Annotated in this window: 18 protein-coding genes; 7 read left to right on the top strand and 11 right to left on the bottom strand. The window is 65.4% G+C overall.

Features of this window, described 5'->3' with window-relative positions:
- The first annotated feature begins 246 nt into the window (after positions 1-246).
- The gene (locus ACYJP6_RS14500; protein ID WP_459475705.1) at positions 247-1,029 is read left to right on the top strand and encodes a PhzF family phenazine biosynthesis protein; all 783 of its coding nucleotides are present in this window, start codon (positions 247-249) and stop codon (positions 1,027-1,029) included.
- A gap of 39 nt (positions 1,030-1,068) precedes the next feature.
- On the opposite strand, the gene argF is transcribed toward ACYJP6_RS14500, so the two are convergent.
- Together argF and ACYJP6_RS14490 are read right to left on the bottom strand one after the other, a co-directional pair.
- Positions 1,069-1,986, bottom strand: coding sequence for an ornithine carbamoyltransferase (gene argF, locus ACYJP6_RS14495; RefSeq protein ID WP_459475704.1), 918 nt, complete (start codon positions 1,984-1,986; stop codon positions 1,069-1,071).
- A 215-nt stretch (positions 1,987-2,201) separates the two neighbouring features.
- Complete coding sequence (locus tag ACYJP6_RS14490) at positions 2,202-2,609, bottom strand: DUF3597 domain-containing protein (RefSeq protein ID WP_459475703.1); 408 nt, start codon at positions 2,607-2,609, stop codon at positions 2,202-2,204.
- 243 nt (positions 2,610-2,852) lie between these two features.
- Here ACYJP6_RS14490 and grxD point away from each other — a divergent pair, with 243 nt between their 5' ends.
- Entirely contained in the window at positions 2,853-3,179 is a 327-nt protein-coding gene (gene grxD / locus ACYJP6_RS14485; RefSeq protein WP_007162748.1) for a Grx4 family monothiol glutaredoxin, read from the top strand.
- A gap of 57 nt (positions 3,180-3,236) precedes the next feature.
- On the opposite strand, the gene bfr is transcribed toward grxD, so the two are convergent.
- The 4 genes from bfr to pyrC all read right to left on the bottom strand — a co-directional run bounded on the left by bfr (position 3,237) and on the right by pyrC (position 5,958).
- On the bottom strand, positions 3,237-3,713 hold the full coding sequence (bfr, locus tag ACYJP6_RS14480; protein WP_459475702.1) for a bacterioferritin: 477 nt from the start codon (positions 3,711-3,713) through the stop codon (positions 3,237-3,239).
- A gap of 193 nt (positions 3,714-3,906) precedes the next feature.
- Positions 3,907-4,122, bottom strand: a complete 216-nt coding sequence (locus tag ACYJP6_RS14475) for a bacterioferritin-associated ferredoxin (protein ID WP_459475701.1) — start codon at positions 4,120-4,122, stop codon at positions 3,907-3,909.
- A 118-nt stretch (positions 4,123-4,240) separates the two neighbouring features.
- The gene (rnt, locus tag ACYJP6_RS14470) at positions 4,241-4,912 is read right to left on the bottom strand and encodes a ribonuclease T (RefSeq protein ID WP_459475830.1); all 672 of its coding nucleotides are present in this window, start codon (positions 4,910-4,912) and stop codon (positions 4,241-4,243) included.
- 2 nt (positions 4,913-4,914) lie between these two features.
- A complete protein-coding gene (gene pyrC / locus ACYJP6_RS14465) occupies positions 4,915-5,958 on the bottom strand; it encodes a dihydroorotase (protein WP_459475700.1) in 1,044 nt (347 codons plus the stop codon).
- Positions 5,959-6,100: 142 nt separating this feature from the next.
- On the opposite strand from pyrC, the gene ACYJP6_RS14460 reads away from it, so the two are divergent.
- Both ACYJP6_RS14460 and ACYJP6_RS14455 read left to right on the top strand, forming a co-directional pair.
- The gene (locus ACYJP6_RS14460; RefSeq protein WP_459475699.1) at positions 6,101-7,051 is read left to right on the top strand and encodes a flagellar protein MotY; all 951 of its coding nucleotides are present in this window, start codon (positions 6,101-6,103) and stop codon (positions 7,049-7,051) included.
- A 117-nt stretch (positions 7,052-7,168) separates the two neighbouring features.
- A complete protein-coding gene (locus ACYJP6_RS14455; protein ID WP_459475698.1) occupies positions 7,169-8,386 on the top strand; it encodes an argininosuccinate synthase in 1,218 nt (405 codons plus the stop codon).
- Between the two features lie 50 nt (positions 8,387-8,436).
- Here ACYJP6_RS14455 and ACYJP6_RS14450 read toward each other — a convergent pair whose 3' ends face one another.
- From ACYJP6_RS14450 to ACYJP6_RS14430, 5 genes are all read right to left on the bottom strand, one after another.
- Positions 8,437-8,616 (bottom strand): PA3496 family putative envelope integrity protein, encoded by a 180-nt coding sequence (locus tag ACYJP6_RS14450; protein ID WP_007162755.1) that lies wholly within the window; start codon positions 8,614-8,616, stop codon positions 8,437-8,439.
- A 142-nt stretch (positions 8,617-8,758) separates the two neighbouring features.
- Positions 8,759-9,397 carry an endonuclease III gene (gene nth, locus ACYJP6_RS14445; protein WP_459475696.1) on the bottom strand — a complete coding sequence of 213 codons (639 nt, stop codon included), beginning with the start codon at positions 9,395-9,397 and terminating at the stop codon, positions 8,759-8,761.
- Positions 9,394-10,371: an RnfABCDGE type electron transport complex subunit B gene (locus ACYJP6_RS14440; RefSeq protein WP_459475694.1), complete on the bottom strand. Its 978-nt coding sequence runs from the start codon at positions 10,369-10,371 to the stop codon at positions 9,394-9,396. Before ACYJP6_RS14440 ends, nth begins: the two co-directional genes overlap by 4 nt.
- Positions 10,372-10,413: 42 nt before the next feature.
- Positions 10,414-12,453, bottom strand: coding sequence for a methionine--tRNA ligase (gene metG / locus ACYJP6_RS14435; RefSeq protein ID WP_459475693.1), 2,040 nt, complete (start codon positions 12,451-12,453; stop codon positions 10,414-10,416).
- Positions 12,454-12,552: 99 nt separating this feature from the next.
- Complete coding sequence (locus tag ACYJP6_RS14430; protein WP_459475692.1) at positions 12,553-13,704, bottom strand: M14 family metallopeptidase; 1,152 nt, start codon at positions 13,702-13,704, stop codon at positions 12,553-12,555.
- A gap of 122 nt (positions 13,705-13,826) precedes the next feature.
- Between ACYJP6_RS14430 and apbC the strand changes: the two genes are divergently transcribed.
- The 3 genes from apbC to ACYJP6_RS14415 all read left to right on the top strand — a co-directional run bounded on the left by apbC (position 13,827) and on the right by ACYJP6_RS14415 (position 16,616).
- Positions 13,827-14,921 (top strand): iron-sulfur cluster carrier protein ApbC, encoded by a 1,095-nt coding sequence (gene apbC, locus ACYJP6_RS14425; RefSeq protein WP_459475691.1) that lies wholly within the window; start codon positions 13,827-13,829, stop codon positions 14,919-14,921.
- Positions 14,922-15,002: 81 nt separating this feature from the next.
- Positions 15,003-15,569, top strand: coding sequence for a dCTP deaminase (gene dcd / locus ACYJP6_RS14420; protein WP_007162761.1), 567 nt, complete (start codon positions 15,003-15,005; stop codon positions 15,567-15,569).
- 117 nt (positions 15,570-15,686) lie between these two features.
- On the top strand, positions 15,687-16,616 hold the full coding sequence (locus ACYJP6_RS14415; RefSeq protein WP_459475689.1) for a chemotaxis protein CheV: 930 nt from the start codon (positions 15,687-15,689) through the stop codon (positions 16,614-16,616).
- Positions 16,617-16,688: the final 72 nt, after the last annotated feature.

Genomic DNA, 16,688 nt, shown 5'->3' with positions numbered 1-16,688 from the left:
TTGTTCGCAACCGAAAATCTAATTTCAAATATGAAAACTGTCAAAGCTCCTGAGCGCAAAAACAGTGACGACGTTCCCTAATTCATTGCCGATGCGACGGCGCCTGCTATTTTGGTCAGAGGGCCCGGGCGACAACCGACCCGTTGTCAGGTCTGACCCTGTAAGCGTCATTGTCGGAACGGTGAGAGCCGGGTACCGAAGGGACGCGAGGCTCGCTGTTTCTCTTCTTCTGTCCAGGTAGCGCGCATGCCCCTAGCATTTCACCAGGTCGACGCCTTCACCGATCAGCCCTTTCGCGGCAACCCCGCCGCCGTGTACCGCCTGGAGAGCTGGCCCGCCGACGAGCTGTTGCAGCGCATCGCCACCGAACACAATCTGTCCGAAACCGCCTTCGTGGTGCGGGAAGCCGAGACCTGGCGTATCCGCTGGTTCACTCCCCGGGTAGAGGTGCCGCTCTGCGGCCACGCCACCCTGGCGGCGGCCCATGTGCTCTTCGAGGTCTATGGCGAACCCGGGGACCGCCTGGAATTCATCAGCCAGGCCGGCGTGTTGCGGGTCTTCCGGGAGCCGAGTGGGCTGCTGGCGCTCGACTTCCCGGCGCTGGTGCCTTCGGAGCTGGGGGTGACGCCCGAGCTGGAGCGCGCCCTGCGCATGTCGCCCGTGGACGCCCTGGCGGCCGATAAGCTGCTGGTGCTGCTCGAATCGGAGCAGGCGGTACGCGAGTGCAAGCCGGACCTGGCGGCCATCGCCCGCCTGCCCTGGCAGGGAGTTATCATCACGGCGCGCGGCCAGGAGGTGGACTTCGTTTCGCGCTTTTTCGCGCCGGGCGTGGGAGTCGACGAGGATCCCGTGACCGGCTCGGCCCATTGCAGCCTGATTCCCTATTGGTCGCGGCGGCTGGCCAAGCGCATGCTCACCGCCCAGCAGCTCTCGGCGCGCGGTGGCCAGCTCTGGTGTCGACTGGAGGGGGATCGCGTCAGTATCGCCGGGCGCGCCGTGACGGTCGTCAGCGGCAGCCTGCTGCTCTGAGGTGGGCGCGGGCATTGGAGCCGCCCGCGCGCGGAAGGATCAGGCGTGCAGTGGCGGCTTGATGAGGAATTCCAGCAGTGCCTTCTGCGCGTGCAGCCGATTCTCGGCTTCATCCCAGACCACGGCGCGCGGATCCTCCAGCAGCGTATGGCTGATTTCTTCGCCGCGATGGGCGGGCAGGCAGTGCATGAACAGCACCTCCGGGGCCGCGCCGTCGAGCAACTCGGCGGTGACCTGGTAGGGCTTGAAGGCCGCCAGGCGCAAGCGGGTTTCCTCTTCCTGACCCATGGAGGTCCAGACATCGGTGCTGACCAGGTGCGCCTGGGCTACTGCCTCGCGGGGGTCCCGGGTCAGCTGAACCCGGTCGCCGGCACGCTCGAGAAAGCGCGGGTTGGGTTCGTAGCCTTCCGGGCAGGCGATGCGCAGGGTGAAGTCCAGCTGTTCGGCCGCTTCGATGTAGCTGTTGCACATGTTGTTGCCATCGCCGATCCAGGCCACGGTCTTGCCCTGGATGTCACCACGGTGCTCGAAGAAGGTCTGCATGTCGGCCAACAGCTGGCAGGGATGGAGATCGTCCGACAGGCCGTTGATCACGGGGACACGAGAATGGGCGGCGAAGGTAGTGAGCATCTCGTGGGCATAGGTACGGATCATCACGCCATCGAGCATGCTGGACATGACCCGGGCGCTGTCCGGCACCGGCTCGCCGCGGCCGAGCTGGGTGTCGCGGGAGGAGAGGAAGATCGCCTGGCCACCGAGCTGGATCATGCCGGCCTCGAAGGAGAGGCGGGTACGGGTGGAGGCCTTCTCGAAGATCATGCCCAGCACGCGATTGCGCAGGGGCTCGTGCAGCACACCCTGGTTGCGCAAGGCCTTGAGCTCGATGCCGCGAGCGATGAGCTGCCGGAGTTCCGCGGGGGAACAATCCATGAAAGAGAGGAAGTGGCGAACCGTCATTTCGTTACCCTAGCGTCCCGTCCCGGTAACGGCCGCCCATGGCGGGCGTGGCGAACCTGAGAGCATGCCGTGTCACACGGCGGAAAGACCAAAGGCGAAATGGTATAAGTTCATGTCGCATTTTACCACCATCGCAGGGGGCTCCCTTCATTCGGAGCGCCCCCTACGACGGGGAGCGGGATACCGGGCGCCGCGATCGGCTGCCCGGCTGGGCCTTACAGCAGGTCGGCGGGAACGTTGCCGCCGTTGTCGGCCAGCTTCTGCAGGACGGCTTTGTGCAGCCACATGTTCATCTGGGCGGAGTCGCCCAGCTTGTCGGCGGGGCAGTTCAGCTCCTTGGCCAGCTCCTGGCGGGCGCTCAGGCTGCTGTCCAAGTCGAGCAGCTTGAGCAGATCGACGATCGAGGTCTTCCAGTTGAGCTGTTCGCCCTTCTGCGCGGCCAGGGCATCGAGCTTGGCGGCGACGTCCACCTGGCTGATGGGGGCGGCGCCAGCCGTGGGGGCGGCGGTGCTGCCAGCGGGAGCGGCGGTCTCGGTCGCGCCGGTGGTGGGGGCGGCGGCAGGGGTGTCGGCGTGGGCTTCGCCGATGCCGAGCTTGGAAAGAATGGTGCTGAACAGGCTCATGGAGTTCTCCTGGGTCTTGGAACAGGCGCACCGAGCGGCGCCTACCCTTAACCTGACCACGACCGCCACGCCAAAGTTTGCTCGGCGTGGTGCGGGATCGCCGGCGCCCCGGCGAACGGCGCTGCCGGAGCGTGGTCGATTGGCAGGTCGAGCCGCGCCTGTGCCGGGCTGGACGTCGCGGAAATCCCGGCGTTCCACCGGCCTTTCCGTTACAATCCTCCCACCGTATTAGCGAGGTGCATCGTGGACATCATCGATACCATCAAAGACCAGATTGCCAACAATCCCGTGCTGCTCTACATGAAGGGTTCGCCGAACGCGCCTCAGTGCGGCTTCTCGTCCCGCGCCGCCCAGGTGCTGATGGCCTGTGGCGAGAAGTTTGCCTACGTCGACATCCTGCAGAATCCGGAAATCCGCGCCAACCTGCCGAAGTACGCCAACTGGCCGACCTTCCCCCAGCTGTGGGTCGGTGGCGAGCTGGTCGGCGGCAGCGACATCCTGGCCGAGCTGTACGAGAAGGGCGAGCTGCAGACCCTGATCAAGCAAGCCGTGGAAACCAAAGACGCCTGAGTCCCTGGCCCATGAAAAAGCCCGCACTAGGCGGGCTTTTTCATGGGCGCGATTCGATCAATCGTCGTCGTGCATCTGTGACTGGATGTAGTTCTCGATCCCGACGCTGGCGATCAGGGTGAGCTGGGTCTCCAGCCAATCGATGTGCTCTTCCTCGGAGGCGAGGATGTCCTTGAGCATGTCGCGACTCACGTAGTCGCGCACGCTCTCGCAATAGGTGATGGCCTCACGCAGGTCGGCGACGGCGCCGATCTCCAGGCGCAGGTCGCACTGGATCATCTCCTGGGTGTTCTCGCCGATCATCAGCTTGCCCAGGTCCTGCAGGTTGGGCAGGCCTTCCAGGAACAGGATGCGCTCGATCAGGCGATCGGCGTGCTTCATCTCGTCGATGGATTCCTTGTACTCGTGGTGACCGAGCTTGCGGATACCCCAGTCGTTGTACATCCGCGAGTGCAGGAAATACTGGTTGATGGCCACCAGTTCATTGCCGAGGATCTTGTTCAAATGCTGGATGACGGTGATATCGCCTTTCATGGCCGGACCTGCGGATGGGGTGGGATTGCCGGCAGTCTGAGCGTCGAAAAGCCCTTTGTCAAAAGCTTAAGTTGTTGAAAAATCGACGAAAATCGAACGGTAATCGAAAGCTTTTCCATCCTTTCCGTAAGCGTTTGATTAGACAATAAAAAAGCCGGACCCAGGGTCCGGCTTTTTTTCACAGCGTGCTTGCCTAGACGTGGGGGACGTCCAGGGCGTAGGCGAGTTGCTGGGCGCCATGGAGTTCGCCGAGCGTTTCCTTGACCACCTGCTTGGCCAGGCAGGCGCACTTGCCACACTGGGTGGCGCAGCCGGTGCTCTCCCGTACTTCCCGATAACTGCAGCAGCCGTCATAGATGGCTTCACGGATCTGCTTGTCGGTCACGCCACGGCAAAGACACACGTACATGGATCGCCTGCTGTATGAGTGGAGGTGCCGCCAAAGCTAATGACAATGAGAATGATTGTCAAAGTTGAAAGCGGCAAAATCTCATCAAAGGCGTCTTGTACGACGAACGGTCGTCTGCTCAGTCGAGGTCAACCCAGCCGCCCATTTCCCGCCAGCGATTGACGATGCCGCAGAACAGCTCCGCAGTTTTCTCGGTGTCGTAGCGGGCGGAATGGGCTTCGCGGTTATCGAATTCGATACCGGCCGCCTGGCAGGCCTTGGCCAGCACCGTCTGGCCGTAGGCCAGGCCGGCGAGGGTGGCGGTGTCGAAGCTGGAGAAGGGGTGGAAGGGATTGCGCTTCAGGCCGCAGCGCAGCACCGCGGCGTTGAGGAAGCCCAGGTCGAAGCTGCTGTTGTGGCCGACCAGGATGGCTCTCTTGCAGCCACTGGATTTGAGCGACTTGCGCACGCCCTTGAAGATCTCGCTGAGAGCATGCTCCTCGCCCACCGCCATGCGCAGTGGGTGGTCGAGCTTGATCCCGGTGAATTCCAGCGCCGCGGGCTCGATGTTGGCGCCGGCGAAGGGTTCGACGCGGAAGAAGTAGGTGTGATCCGGATAGAGCACCCCTTCATCGTCCATGGCGACCGTGGTGGCGGCGATTTCCAGCAGGGCGTCGGTGGCGGCATTGAAGCCCCCGGTCTCGACGTCCACCACCACCGGCAGGTAGCCGCGGAAGCGCCGCGCCATGGGGATGCGCGAGTCGGACATGGGCTGGCTGGCATCCAGTTCGTCGTTGAAGGTCTCGTCCATGCTCATGCGCCCACCTCCAGCCGCCAGCGCAGGGTTTCACCGGCACGCAGCGGTATCACCTCGTGGTCGCCGAAGGGCAGGGTGGCCGGCGCCTGCCAGTCCTCGCGCACCAGGGTGACGGTCTCGGTGTTGCGCGGCAGGCCGTAGAAGTCCGGGCCGAAGTGACTGGCGAAGCCCTCCAGGCGGTCCAGGGCGTCGCGGCTTTCGAAGGCCTCGGCATAGAGCTCCAGGGCGCCATAGGCGGTGTAGCAGCCGGCGCAGCCACAGGCGGCTTCCTTGGCATGGCGGGCATGGGGCGCCGAGTCGGTACCGAGGAAGAACTTGGGGTTGCCGCTGGTGGCGGCGTCGAGCAGGGCGCTCTGGTGGGTGTTGCGCTTGAGGATCGGCAAGCAGTAGAAATGCGGCCGGATCCCGCCCACCAGCATGTGGTTGCGGTTGTACAGCAGGTGATGGACGGTGATGGTGGCACCGACGTTGGCCGGGGCTTCGCGGACGAAGGCAGCGGCGTCGCCGGTGGTGATGTGCTCGAAGACCACCTTCAACGTCGGGAAGCGCTGGACGATGCGCACCAGGTGCTCGTCGATGAATTTCTTCTCGCGGTCGAAGACGTCTACCTCGGCATGGGTGACCTCGCCGTGGATCAGCAGCGGCAGGCCGACCTCGGCCATGGCCTCCAGGGTCGGAAAGAGGTTGTCCAGCGAGGTGACGCCGGAGTCGGAGTTGGTGGTGGCGCCGGCCGGGTAGAGCTTGGCGGCATGCACGAAGCCGCTGGCCTTGGCGGTGCGGACGTCTTCCGGACTGGTGCGGTCGGTGAGATAGAGCACCATCAGCGGCTCGAAGCGGCTGCCGGCGGGACGGGCGGCGAGGATGCGCTCGCGGTAGGCGGCGGCCTGCTCGGTATTGCGCACCGGCGGGACCAGGTTCGGCATGACGATGGCGCGACCGAATTCGCGGGCGGCGTCGGCGACGGTCTGCGGCAGGGCGGCGCCGTCGCGCAGGTGAATGTGCCAGTCGTCGGGACGGGCGAGGGTGATCCGGTCGGTCATGCGGGATTCCAGGCTGCGGGAAAGTAGGGAAATGCTACCGGAAAAGGGGGTTAGCCGGCACCCGTGCGGCAGGACCGCGCTCAAGTTTTCCGCGCCCTTGACCGATATGAACCCCAGGTACCTTTCTTTCCCGGAGTCCGACGTGCGCCCGCGTTACCTCTTCCTGTCTTGTCTACTGCTCGCCGTGCCGGCCTGGGGGATGACCTTCCAGAGTCGGCTCGAGAGCGTGGAATGGAAGGTGGAGGGCGATATCTTCGCCTGTCGGCTGCTGCAGCCCATCCCGCGCTTCGGCAGCGGCGGCTTCCTGCGCCGCGCCGGCGAGGCGACGGTCTTCGAGCTGCGCCCTACCGGTCAGTGGCTGCCCGCCGGCAGCGCCAGCCTGCGCGCGGCGGCGGCGCCCTGGCGACCGGGCCTCGGCGACATCAACCTCGGTTCGGTGCAGGTGGTGGAGGGCGAACAGGCCCTGGCGACCACGGCGCAGCAGGCCCAGCGCCTGCTCGCGGGGCTGATGGAGGGGCGCATGCCGCAGATCAGCCGGCCGGGTGCCCTGAACGACAGGGTCGAGGTGCGGCTGCTGCCAGTGCGCTTCGAACCGGCCTACCAGCAATTCCAGGCCTGCACCCAGAAGCTGCTGGCGGTCAACTTCGAGCAGATCCGCCATTCCCAGGTCAATTTCCCGGGTGGTGGCGACACCCTGGATGACGTCGGCAAGGCCAAGCTGGACCTGATCGACGAGTACCTGAACGCCGATCCGACGGTGAATCACGTCATCGTCTCCGGCTACAGCGATAACCAGGGCACTCGCCTGGACAACCGCCAGGAATCGCGACTGCGCGCCATCGCCGTGATGGAGTACCTCAAGAGCAAGGGCTTCGCCGCGGAGCAGATCGAATTGCGCTTCTTTGGCGAGCAGTACCCCGTGGCGCCCAACACCAGCAAGGCCAATCGCGCGCTCAACCGCCGGGTGACCTTGGTGTTCTCGCGGGTCCCGCCGAGCGGCGAGGCGCCCACGGCGCCGGTCACCAATACCGCCGCCAATCCCCCCGCGCCGCCTGCGCCGACCCCCGCACCGCCTGCCAAACCCAAGGGCTGATCCGCCCCGACCACATGTCGCCCAGACATCAGAGTGCGTCGCGCCCCTGTAAAAGCAGCGATACGACCAGTAGAATTGCCGCTTTCCGACTCAACGCAACACACGGGAGCGAACGGCATGGCGGATGTGAAGAAGGTAGTCCTGGCGTATTCCGGCGGCCTGGACACCTCGGTGATCCTCAAGTGGCTGCAGGATACCTATAACTGCGAAGTGGTGACCTTCACCGCTGACCTCGGCCAGGGCGAGGAAGTCGAACCGGCGCGTGCCAAGGCCAAGGCCATGGGCGTCAAGGAAATCTACATCGACGACCTGCGCGAAGAATTCGTCCGCGACTTCGTTTACCCGATGTTCCGTGCCAACACCGTCTACGAAGGCGAGTACCTGCTGGGTACCTCCATCGCCCGTCCGCTGATCGCCAAGCGCCTGATCGAGATCGCCAACGAGACCGGCGCCGACGCCATCTCCCACGGCGCCACCGGCAAGGGCAACGACCAGGTGCGCTTCGAGCTGGGCGCCTACGCCCTCAAGCCGGGCGTCAAGGTGATCGCGCCCTGGCGCGAGTGGGACCTGCTGTCCCGCGAGAAGCTGATGGACTACGCCGAGAAGCATCAGATCCCGATCGAGCGCCACGGCAAGAAGAAGTCGCCGTACTCCATGGACGCCAACCTGCTGCACATCTCCTACGAGGGCGGCGTGCTGGAAGACACCTGGACCGAGCACGAAGAAGACATGTGGCGCTGGACCAAGTCCCCGGAAGCCGCGCCGGATACCCCGACCTATCTCGAGCTGACCTACCGCAACGGTGACATCGTCGCCATCGACGGCCAGGAGCTGAGCCCGGCCACCGTGCTGGCCGAACTGAACCGCATCGGCGGCGAGAACGGCATCGGTCGCCTGGACATCGTCGAGAATCGCTATGTGGGCATGAAGTCGCGTGGGTGCTACGAGACCCCCGGTGGCACCATCATGCTCAAGGCCCACCGCGCCATCGAGTCCATCACCCTCGACCGCGAGGTAGCCCACCTCAAGGACGAGCTGATGCCCAAGTACGCCAGCCTGATCTACACCGGCTACTGGTGGAGCCCCGAGCGCCTGATGCTGCAGCAGCTGATCGACGCCTCCCAGGCCAACGTGAACGGCGTGGTGCGCCTGAAGCTGTACAAGGGCAACGTCATCGTCGTCGGCCGCAAGTCCGACGAGTCGCTGTTCGACGCCAACATCGCCACCTTCGAAGAAGACGGCGGCGCCTACAACCAGGCGGACGCGGCGGGCTTCATCAAGCTCAACGCCCTGCGCATGCGCATCGCCGCAGGCAAGGGCCGCACCCTGCTGTAAGGGTCGCCCCGCACGACAGAACCCCAGCCTCGGCTGGGGTTTTTCATGGCTTACAGATCGAAGTCGTACTCGGAAATCTGTCGCTTCAGGCGGCGCTCTTCGAGCATGTTGTCGATCAGCCGCCGCTTGGTCAGGTTAGTCTTGCTGACGACGGGTTCGACGGTCTCGGGCGCTTCGCCATCGGTCTCGAAATCATCGTCTACATCGATATCGCTTTTGTCTTCGGCCATTGGTAACTCCTGCAAGGCTGGACAGGGTCACACGCCAGTCATCGACAGGGCTGCGGGACCTTTTCGCGCACCTTATAGCGACAAAGCAGGGGCCGGTAAAAAAGATTTTTTCAATCGTCGCAGGACGTTGATGCGCCCTTCTTCAATCGTCCGAAGTTTTCGCCTTGTATTCACAGAGATCTTCGATGCGGCAGCTGCCACAGCGTGGCTTGCGCGCCTGACAGACGTAGCGGCCGTGCAGGATGAGCCAGTGATGGGCGTCCAGCAGGAAATCCTTCGGCACCACCTTGAGCAGCTTCAGTTCGACCTCGACCACGTTCTTGCCAGGCGCCAGGTTGGTCCTGTTGCTGACGCGGAAGATGTGGGTGTCCACGGCCATGGCGAGCTGGCGGAAGGCGGTGTTGAGCACCACGTTGGCGGTCTTGCGACCGACGCCGGGCAGGGCCTCGAGTGCCTCGCGGGTCTGGGGCACCTCGCCACCGTGGCGCTCCAGCAGCAGCCGGCAGGTCTCGATGACGTTCTTGGCCTTGCTGTTGTAGAGCCCTATGGTCTTGATGTACTCCGACAACCCCTCTACACCCAGGTCGAGGATGGCCCGGGGCGTATTGGCCACCGGGTAGAGGCGGGCGGTGGCCTTGTTGACGCTGACGTCGGTGGCCTGGGCGGAGAGGATCACCGCGATCAGCAGTTCGAACGGCGAGGCATAGGCCAATTCCGTCTTGGGATCGGGATTGTCCTCGTGCAGGCGGCGAAAGATCTCCAGGCGTTTGGCGGCGTTCATGGGGCGGTTCGCGATTCCAGGGCGGCGAGGTGGTGGGCGGCCTGTTGGGCGGCAGTACGCAAGGCGTCGAGCTGCGCCTGCTGTTCGGGAGAGGGTGTGGTGCCAAAGGCCCGCTCGGCCTTGGTCAGCTGGGCGCGGGCCAGGGTGGCGGCGATGCGCGCCTGCTTGAGGATGGCGGGATCCGCTACCGGGGGCGGCGCGGCGGGGGCGGTAGCGCTGTCCGCCGGCGTCAGCTGCGCCTGGTCCAGCGCGGCCTGGGCCTGCTCCGCAGCTGCGCGCAATTGCTGCACCTGGGCCTCCAGGGCGGCCGTGCCGTACTGGGCCAGTTGCCGCTCGGCCTTCTGCAGGGCGACGCGGGCCATGGCGGCGGCGATCTTCAGCGGCTTGAGCGAAGCGTCCGCCGCTGCGGGTGGCGCCGGGATCGCGGCGTTGGCCATGGGTGCCTGCCGCCGCTGACGCTCGGCCTCCAGGCGCTCGCGCTCCCGTTGCAGGCGCGCCTGGCGGGCGTCGAAGCGCCGACGATAGTAGCGGGCACGCGCTCGTTCCGCGGCGCGGTCGACCGGCTCGGGGGTCGCCACCAGGTCGATGCAGTCCACCGGACATGGCGCCAGGCACAGCTCGCAGCCGCTGCATTCGCTTTCGATGACCGTGTGCATCAGCTTGGCCGCGCCGAGGATGGCGTCGGTGGGGCAGACCTGGATGCACTTGGTGCAGCCGATGCAGTCGGCCTCGCGGATCACCGCGCGCTGGCTGGGCGTCACCGGGTAGGGCGAATCCAGTGGCAGCGCGGGGCGCTGCAGCAGCGCCGAGAGTTCGAGAATGGTGGTCGTGCCACCGGGCGGGCACTTGTTATGCGCCTCGCCCGCGGCAATGCCCGCCGCATAGGGCTGGCAACCGGGATGGCCGCACTTGCCGCACTGGGTCTGCGGCAAGAGGGCGTCGATGGCGGTGATGAGGTTGGTTTGGGCGTTCATGGCTTGCACTTGAAAGGACGGCGCCCTGGGGCGCCGTCGCTGTCACATCACCCGCTGGCCGGGCTTGGCGCCGCTGTCGGGGCTGAGCAGGTGGATCTCGCTGCCGCCGGGACCGGCGGCCAGCACCATGCCTTCGGAGACGCCGAACTTCATCTTGCGTGGCGCCAGGTTGGCGACGTACAGGGTCAGGCGGCCTTCGAGCTGGCTCGGCTCCGGGTAGGCGCTCTTGATGCCGGAGAAGACGTTGCGCTTGGCATCGCCGATGTCCAGGGTCAGGCGCAGCAGCTTGTCGGCGCCCTCGACGAATTCGGCCTTCTCGATCAGGGCGATGCGCAGATCGACCTTGGCGAAGGTATCGAAGTCGATGGTCTCGGCCAGCGGGGCCTTGGTCAGTTCGCCGTTACCGGCGAGCTGGGGGGCGGCCTGGGCGGCCAGGTCTTCCTTGGAAGCGTCGATCAAGGTCTGCACCTTGGCGGGTTCGATGCGGGTGAGCAGCGGCTGGAAGACGTTGAGCTGGTGGTTGGCCAGGCGGGTATCGAGGTCGGCCCAGGTCAGGGGCGCAACGTTGAGGAAGCTCTCGGCGGCGGCGACCAGGTTGGGCAGTACCGGCTTGAGCAGGATCGCCAGCTGGCGGAACAGCTCGATGCCCTGGGCGCAGATGGCCTGGACCTCGTCGGCCTTGCCGTCCTGCTTGGCCAGGCTCCACGGCGCCTTCTCGGCGATCCAGGCATTGGCGCGGTCGGCCAGGGCCATGGTCTCGCGCATGGCGCGGCCGAAGTCACGGGTCTCGTAGGCCTCGGCGATACTCGGCGCGGCGGCGCGGAAGGCGGCTTCCAGCTCGGGAGCGGCCTGGGCGTCCACCAGCAGGCCGGCATTGCCTTTGTGGATGAAGCCGGCGCAGCGGCTGGCGATGTTGACCACCTTGCCCACCAGGTCGGAATTGACCTTCTGCACGAAGTCCTCGAGGTTCAGGTCGATGTCCTCGACATGGCGCGAGAGCTTGGCGGCGAAGTAGTAGCGCAGGTACTCGGGATTCAGGTGATCCAGGTAGGTGCGCGCCTTGATGAAGGTGCCACGGGACTTGGACATCTTCTGGCCGTCGACGGTCAGGAAGCCGTGGACGTTCAGCGCGGTCGGCTTGCGGTAGCCGGCGCCTTCGAGCATGGCCGGCCAGAACAACGCGTGGAAGTTGACGATGTCCTTGCCGATGAAGTGGTACAGCTCGGCGGTGCTGTCCTTGTTCCAGAAGGCGTCGAAGTCGAGGTCGGCGCGGCGGTCGCAGAGATTCTTGAAGCTGGCCATGTAGCCGATGGGGGCGTCCAGCCAGACATAGAAGTACTTGCCGGGTGCATCGGGGATCTCGAAGCCGAAGTAGGGCGCATCGCGGGAGATGTCCCACTCCTGCAGGCCCGCGTCCAGCCATTCGGCGATCTTGTTGGCCACCGATTCCTGCAGGGCACCGCTACGGGTCCAGCCCTTGAGCATGTCGCTGAAGTCGGGAAGCTTGAAGAAGAAGTGCTCGGATTCGCGCAGCACCGGGGTCGCCCCGGAGATGGCCGACTTGGGATCCTTCAGCTCGGTGGGCGCATAGGTGGCGCCGCACTTCTCGCAGTTGTCGCCGTACTGGTCGGCGCTGCCGCACTTGGGGCAGGTGCCCTTGATGAAGCGATCGGCGAGGAACATCTGCTTGTCCGGGTCGAAGTACTGGGTGACCGGACGGGTGGCGATGTGGCCGTTTTCCCGCAGCTTCAGGTAGATGGCGCGCGACAGCTCGCGATTCTCTTCCGCATGGGTGGAATGGAAGTTGTCGAAGGCCACGCCGAAGTCGGCGAAGTCGGTGCTGTGCTCGCGCTTGACGTTGTCGATCAGCTGTTCGGGCGTGATGCCCTCGCGCTCGGCGCGCAGCATGATGGCCGAGCCGTGGGCGTCGTCGGCGCAGACATAGAGGCACTGGTTGCCGCGCAGCCGCTGGAAGCGCGCCCAGATGTCGGTCTGGATGTACTCGACCATGTGGCCGAGGTGGATGGAGCCGTTGGCATAGGGCAGGGCGCTGGTGACGAGAATCTTGCGGGGCTCGGTCATGGTCTTGGCTGGATCGCGACGCTGATAAGGTGACCGACCATCATAGCGAAATGGCCGGTCGGTTTCATCCGTGGGGGATGGGCGAGGGCAGGTCCGGACTCAGAGGTCCGCCAACTGCCAGTACAGGGCGCTGACCATGGCTGCGCCTAGGGCGGCACTGCGGGCACCGTTCCAGCCGACCTCCGGACGTGGGTCATTGGCGTTGTCCTTGAACGGCAGCTCCAAGGTCAGGGCCAGGCAGCCGTAGGTGTGGCCGACGTACTTGGTGGCGAGCTTCAGCGTCTCGCTGCCGAAGTGACCACGGGGATAGCCGTACTGGGTCTGGAAATCCGGGCTTGCGCGCTGGAAGCGCTGCAGGAAGGCCAGTTGCTCGGCTTCCTCGCGCTCGCCGAAATTGGGCAGGCCGTTGCAGCCATCGACGAAGACATAGGGCAGCGCCTCGTCGCCGTGGATGTCGAGGAAGAGGTCGCAGCCGGTCGCGGCGATGGCGCGGCGTACCGCCAGGACCTCGGGACTGCGCTGCTCATCCGGCTCCAGCCATTCGCGATTGAGGTTGGCGCCAGCGGCGTTGGTTCTCAGGTTGCCCAGCGCCGAGCCGTCGGGGTTCATGTTCGGCACCACGTGCAGCACGGCATGCTCAAGCAGCTTGCCGCCCACCGGATCGCCCTGGTGTTCGCCCAGGCCGAGCAGGCGTTTCAGCAGGCCTTCGACGAACCACTCGGCCATGGGCTCGCCGGGATGCTGGCGAGCGATGATCCAGATGTTTTTCTTTTGCGCGCCCGGCGTACCGATGTGGAGCAGGTCCAGCGAACGCCCCAGCAGCGAGCGACCGACGGTTTCCAGACGGACGGCGGGATGTTGCTGCGCCGCGCCCATGAAGGCCAGGTGACGGCTCTCCGGATAGGGCTCGAAGTAGGCGAAGAACAGGCTGTCGTGCTCCGGAGTCACTTCCCAGCTCAGGGTCTTGCCGTCATAGCGGGTGGGGATGCGGAACCACTGCTGGCCGCAATAGCTGGCCACCACGCCATAGTCGCGCCAGCCCTCGGGGTAGGCGCACTCGCCGGCGTTGTCGAAGGTTAGCCGGCAGGACCGGCCACGGGCGCCTTCCAGGCGGAAATGGAACCACTGGGTGAAGGGCGAGGCGCTGTCGGGGCGAATGCGCAGGCGGATGTCGGCGGGGTCGGCCAGGGACAGCACCTCCACGGCGCCGCTGTCGAAGGTGGAACTGATGTGCAGGGAAGGGGCGTTCACGCAGGGCTCCGCGAGCGAGGGATAAGCCGGGAGTGTAGCGCCGCGTGGATAGGCTTTAGCAAGGACAGTGGGTAGCATAGGCCGCAGCTTCTCTTTCCTATCCGCTGTTTCCGGGAGTCTGCATGACCGCTTCGACTCGCGAGGCCATCGAGGCCGCGCTGCGCCAGTACCACGATCCCTATCTCGAACAGGACCTGCTCAGTGCCGGCGCCCTGCGCGACCTCGCCCTGGATGGCGGCCGGGTGCGCGCCCGCTTCGAGCTGGGATATGCCGCCGGGCTGTTCAAGGGCGGCCTGGCCCAGGTGCTCAAGACCGCGCTGGAGAACGTGCCCGGGGTCGACACCGCCGAGATCCAGATCGACTGCACCATCGCCCCCCATGCGGCCCAGCCGCAGCTGGATGCCATGGGCAACGTCAAGAACATCATCGCCGTGGCCTCGGGCAAGGGCGGGGTGGGCAAGTCCACCACCGCCGCCAACCTGGCCCTGGCACTGGCCCGCGAAGGTGCCCGGGTAGGCGTGCTGGATGCCGACATCTATGGCCCCAGCCAGGGCATCATGTTCGGTTTCGCCGAGGGCACTCGTCCCGAGGTGCGCGACGAGAAGTGGTTCATCCCGCTGCAGGCCCATGGCGTCGAGGTCATGTCCATGGCCTTCCTGACCAATGACAAGACCCCGGTGGCCTGGCGTGGCCCCATGGTATCCGGCGCCCTGATCCAGCTGATCACGCAGACCGCCTGGAACGACCTCGACTACCTGGTGATCGACATGCCCCCGGGCACTGGCGACATCCAGCTGACCCTGGCGCAGAAGGTGCCGGTGGCCGGCGCCGTGGTGGTGACCACGCCCCAGGACCTGGCCCTGCTGGACGCCAAGAAGGGCGTGGAGATGTTCCAGAAGGTCAACATCCCGGTACTCGGGGTGGTGGAGAACATGGCCGTGCACATCTGCTCCAACTGTGGCCACGCAGAGCACCTGTTCGGCGAAGGTGGCGGCAGCAAGCTGGCCGAGCAGTACGGCGTCGACCTGCTGGCCTCGCTGCCCCTGGCGATGGCCATCCGCGAGCAGGCCGATGCCGGGCGGCCCACCGCCATCGCCGATCCCGACAGCCAGATCGCGCTGATCTACCAGGAACTGGCGCGCAAGGTCGGGGCGCGCATCGCCCAGAGCGGTCAGGCGGGTGGCGGGATGCCCACCATCACCGTCAGCGACGACTGATTTCGACCGTTCGCCTTTGAGACCGCGCGGCGATCCAATACAATGCGCGGTCAATTTTTTCGCCCCGGAGCCAGACCTGCCATGAGCATCAAATCGGACAAGTGGATTCGCCGCATGGCCCAGGAGCACGGCATGATCGAGCCGTTCGTCGAGCGCCAGATGCGCGGCGCGGACGACAGCCGGGTGATCTCCTACGGGGTGTCCAGCTACGGCTACGACGTGCGTTGCGCCAACGAATTCAAGGTGTTCACCAACATCCATTCGGCGGTGGTGGACCCGAAGAACTTCGACGACAAGAGCTTCGTCGACGTGGTCAGCGACGTCTGCATCATCCCGCCGAATTCCTTCGCCCTGGCGCGCACCGTGGAATACTTCCGCATCCCGCGCGATGTCCTGACCATCTGCCTGGGCAAGAGCACCTATGCCCGCTGCGGCATCATCGTCAACGTCACCCCGCTGGAACCCGAGTGGGAAGGCCACGTGACCCTGGAGTTCTCCAACACCACCACCCTGCCGGCGAAGATCTACGCCAACGAGGGCGTGGCCCAGATGCTGTTCCTGCAGTCCGACGAGGCCTGCGAGGTCTCCTACAAGGACCGCGGTGGCAAGTACCAGGGCCAGCGTGGCGTGACCCTGCCACGCGCCTGACCCGCCAGGTGCGAGCGAAGCCGCCTGCTGGGCGGCTTCGTCGTTTTCCGACCTCAAGACCTGGCGTCCGCGGCCGATAGCCTGTCACCTGACTTTTCTTTTTGGAGTGGATTTTCCATGGCCGGCATTCTCGACACCGTCGATCAACGCACCCAGCTGGTTGGCGAGAATCGCCTGGAAATTCTCATGTTCCAGCTGTCCAGCCGGCAGATGTTCGCCATCAACGTGTTCAAGGTGCAGGAAGTCCTCAAGCTGCCGCGGCTGACCCAGATGCCCAAGCGGCACCCGATGGTCTGTGGCGTCGTCCACCTGCGCGGCCAGACCCTGCCGGTGATCGACCTCGCCGCTGCCATCGGCATGCGGCCCATCACCCCCAACGAGAACAGCACCATCATCGTCACCGAGTACAACCGCTCGGTGCAGGCCTTCCTGGTCGGCAGCGTGGACCGCATCATCAACCTCAACTGGGACAGCATCCAGGCCCCGCCCGGCGGCGCCGGCCGCCAGCACTACCTGACCGCCATCACCCGCATCGACGACAAGCTGGTGGAGGTGATCGACGTGGAGAAGGTGCTGGCGGAGATCGCCCCCTACAACGTCAAGGTGTCCCAGGAGCGCCTGGCCGATCCGCTGCTGGCCAAGGCCCGCGGCCGCGAGGTGCTGCTGGTGGACGACTCCAGCACCGCCATCGGCCAGCTGCGCGACACCCTGGTGCAGCTGGATCTGAAATTCCACGTCGCCACCGACGGCCTCCAGGCCCTGCGCAAGCTCAAGGCCTGGGCCGACGAGGGCGTGGTGCTGACCGACAAGTTGCTGATGGTGCTGACCGACGCCGAGATGCCGGAAATGGACGGCTACCGGCTGACCACCGAGATCCGCCAGGATCCGCGCCTCGCCGACCTTTACGTGGTGCTGCACACCTCGCTGTCGGGCAGTTTCAACGAGGCCATGGTGAAGAAGGTGGGCTGCAACGCCTTCCTCTCCAAGTTCCAGCCGGACCTGCTGGTCGAGGAAGTCCGCCGGCGCCTGGCGCTGACCGAGGCCTGATTCCCCGCGGTTTCGCTGGCCTGGCACCTCCCTTACACTGGCGGCCTTCGTTCGCCGCCAGGAAGCCGCGCC

The organism is Pseudomonas sp. No.117 (genome assembly GCF_054558395.1).
This window is presented reverse-complemented; position numbering and strand designations above follow the sequence as displayed.

Bases quoted from the DNA above. Each gene is read 5' to 3' on its own strand.
- ACYJP6_RS14500 (WP_459475705.1), top strand. From the start codon at position 247: ATGCCCCTAGCATTTCACCAGGTCGACGCCTTCACCGATCAGCCCTTT.
- argF (WP_459475704.1), bottom strand. From the start codon at position 1,986: ATGACGGTTCGCCACTTCCTCTCTTTCATGGATTGTTCCCCCGCGGAA.
- ACYJP6_RS14490 (WP_459475703.1), bottom strand. From the start codon at position 2,609: ATGAGCCTGTTCAGCACCATTCTTTCCAAGCTCGGCATCGGCGAAGCC.
- bfr (WP_459475702.1), bottom strand. From the start codon at position 3,713: ATGAAAGGCGATATCACCGTCATCCAGCATTTGAACAAGATCCTCGGC.
- ACYJP6_RS14475 (WP_459475701.1), bottom strand. From the start codon at position 4,122: ATGTACGTGTGTCTTTGCCGTGGCGTGACCGACAAGCAGATCCGTGAA.
- rnt (WP_459475830.1), bottom strand. From the start codon at position 4,912: ATGGACGAGACCTTCAACGACGAACTGGATGCCAGCCAGCCCATGTCC.
- pyrC (WP_459475700.1), bottom strand. From the start codon at position 5,958: ATGACCGACCGGATCACCCTCGCCCGTCCCGACGACTGGCACATTCAC.
- ACYJP6_RS14455 (WP_459475698.1), top strand. From the start codon at position 7,169: ATGGCGGATGTGAAGAAGGTAGTCCTGGCGTATTCCGGCGGCCTGGAC.
- ACYJP6_RS14450 (WP_007162755.1), bottom strand. From the start codon at position 8,616: ATGGCCGAAGACAAAAGCGATATCGATGTAGACGATGATTTCGAGACC.
- nth (WP_459475696.1), bottom strand. From the start codon at position 9,397: ATGAACGCCGCCAAACGCCTGGAGATCTTTCGCCGCCTGCACGAGGAC.
- ACYJP6_RS14440 (WP_459475694.1), bottom strand. From the start codon at position 10,371: ATGAACGCCCAAACCAACCTCATCACCGCCATCGACGCCCTCTTGCCG.
- metG (WP_459475693.1), bottom strand. From the start codon at position 12,453: ATGACCGAGCCCCGCAAGATTCTCGTCACCAGCGCCCTGCCCTATGCC.
- apbC (WP_459475691.1), top strand. From the start codon at position 13,827: ATGACCGCTTCGACTCGCGAGGCCATCGAGGCCGCGCTGCGCCAGTAC.
- dcd (WP_007162761.1), top strand. From the start codon at position 15,003: ATGAGCATCAAATCGGACAAGTGGATTCGCCGCATGGCCCAGGAGCAC.
- ACYJP6_RS14415 (WP_459475689.1), top strand. From the start codon at position 15,687: ATGGCCGGCATTCTCGACACCGTCGATCAACGCACCCAGCTGGTTGGC.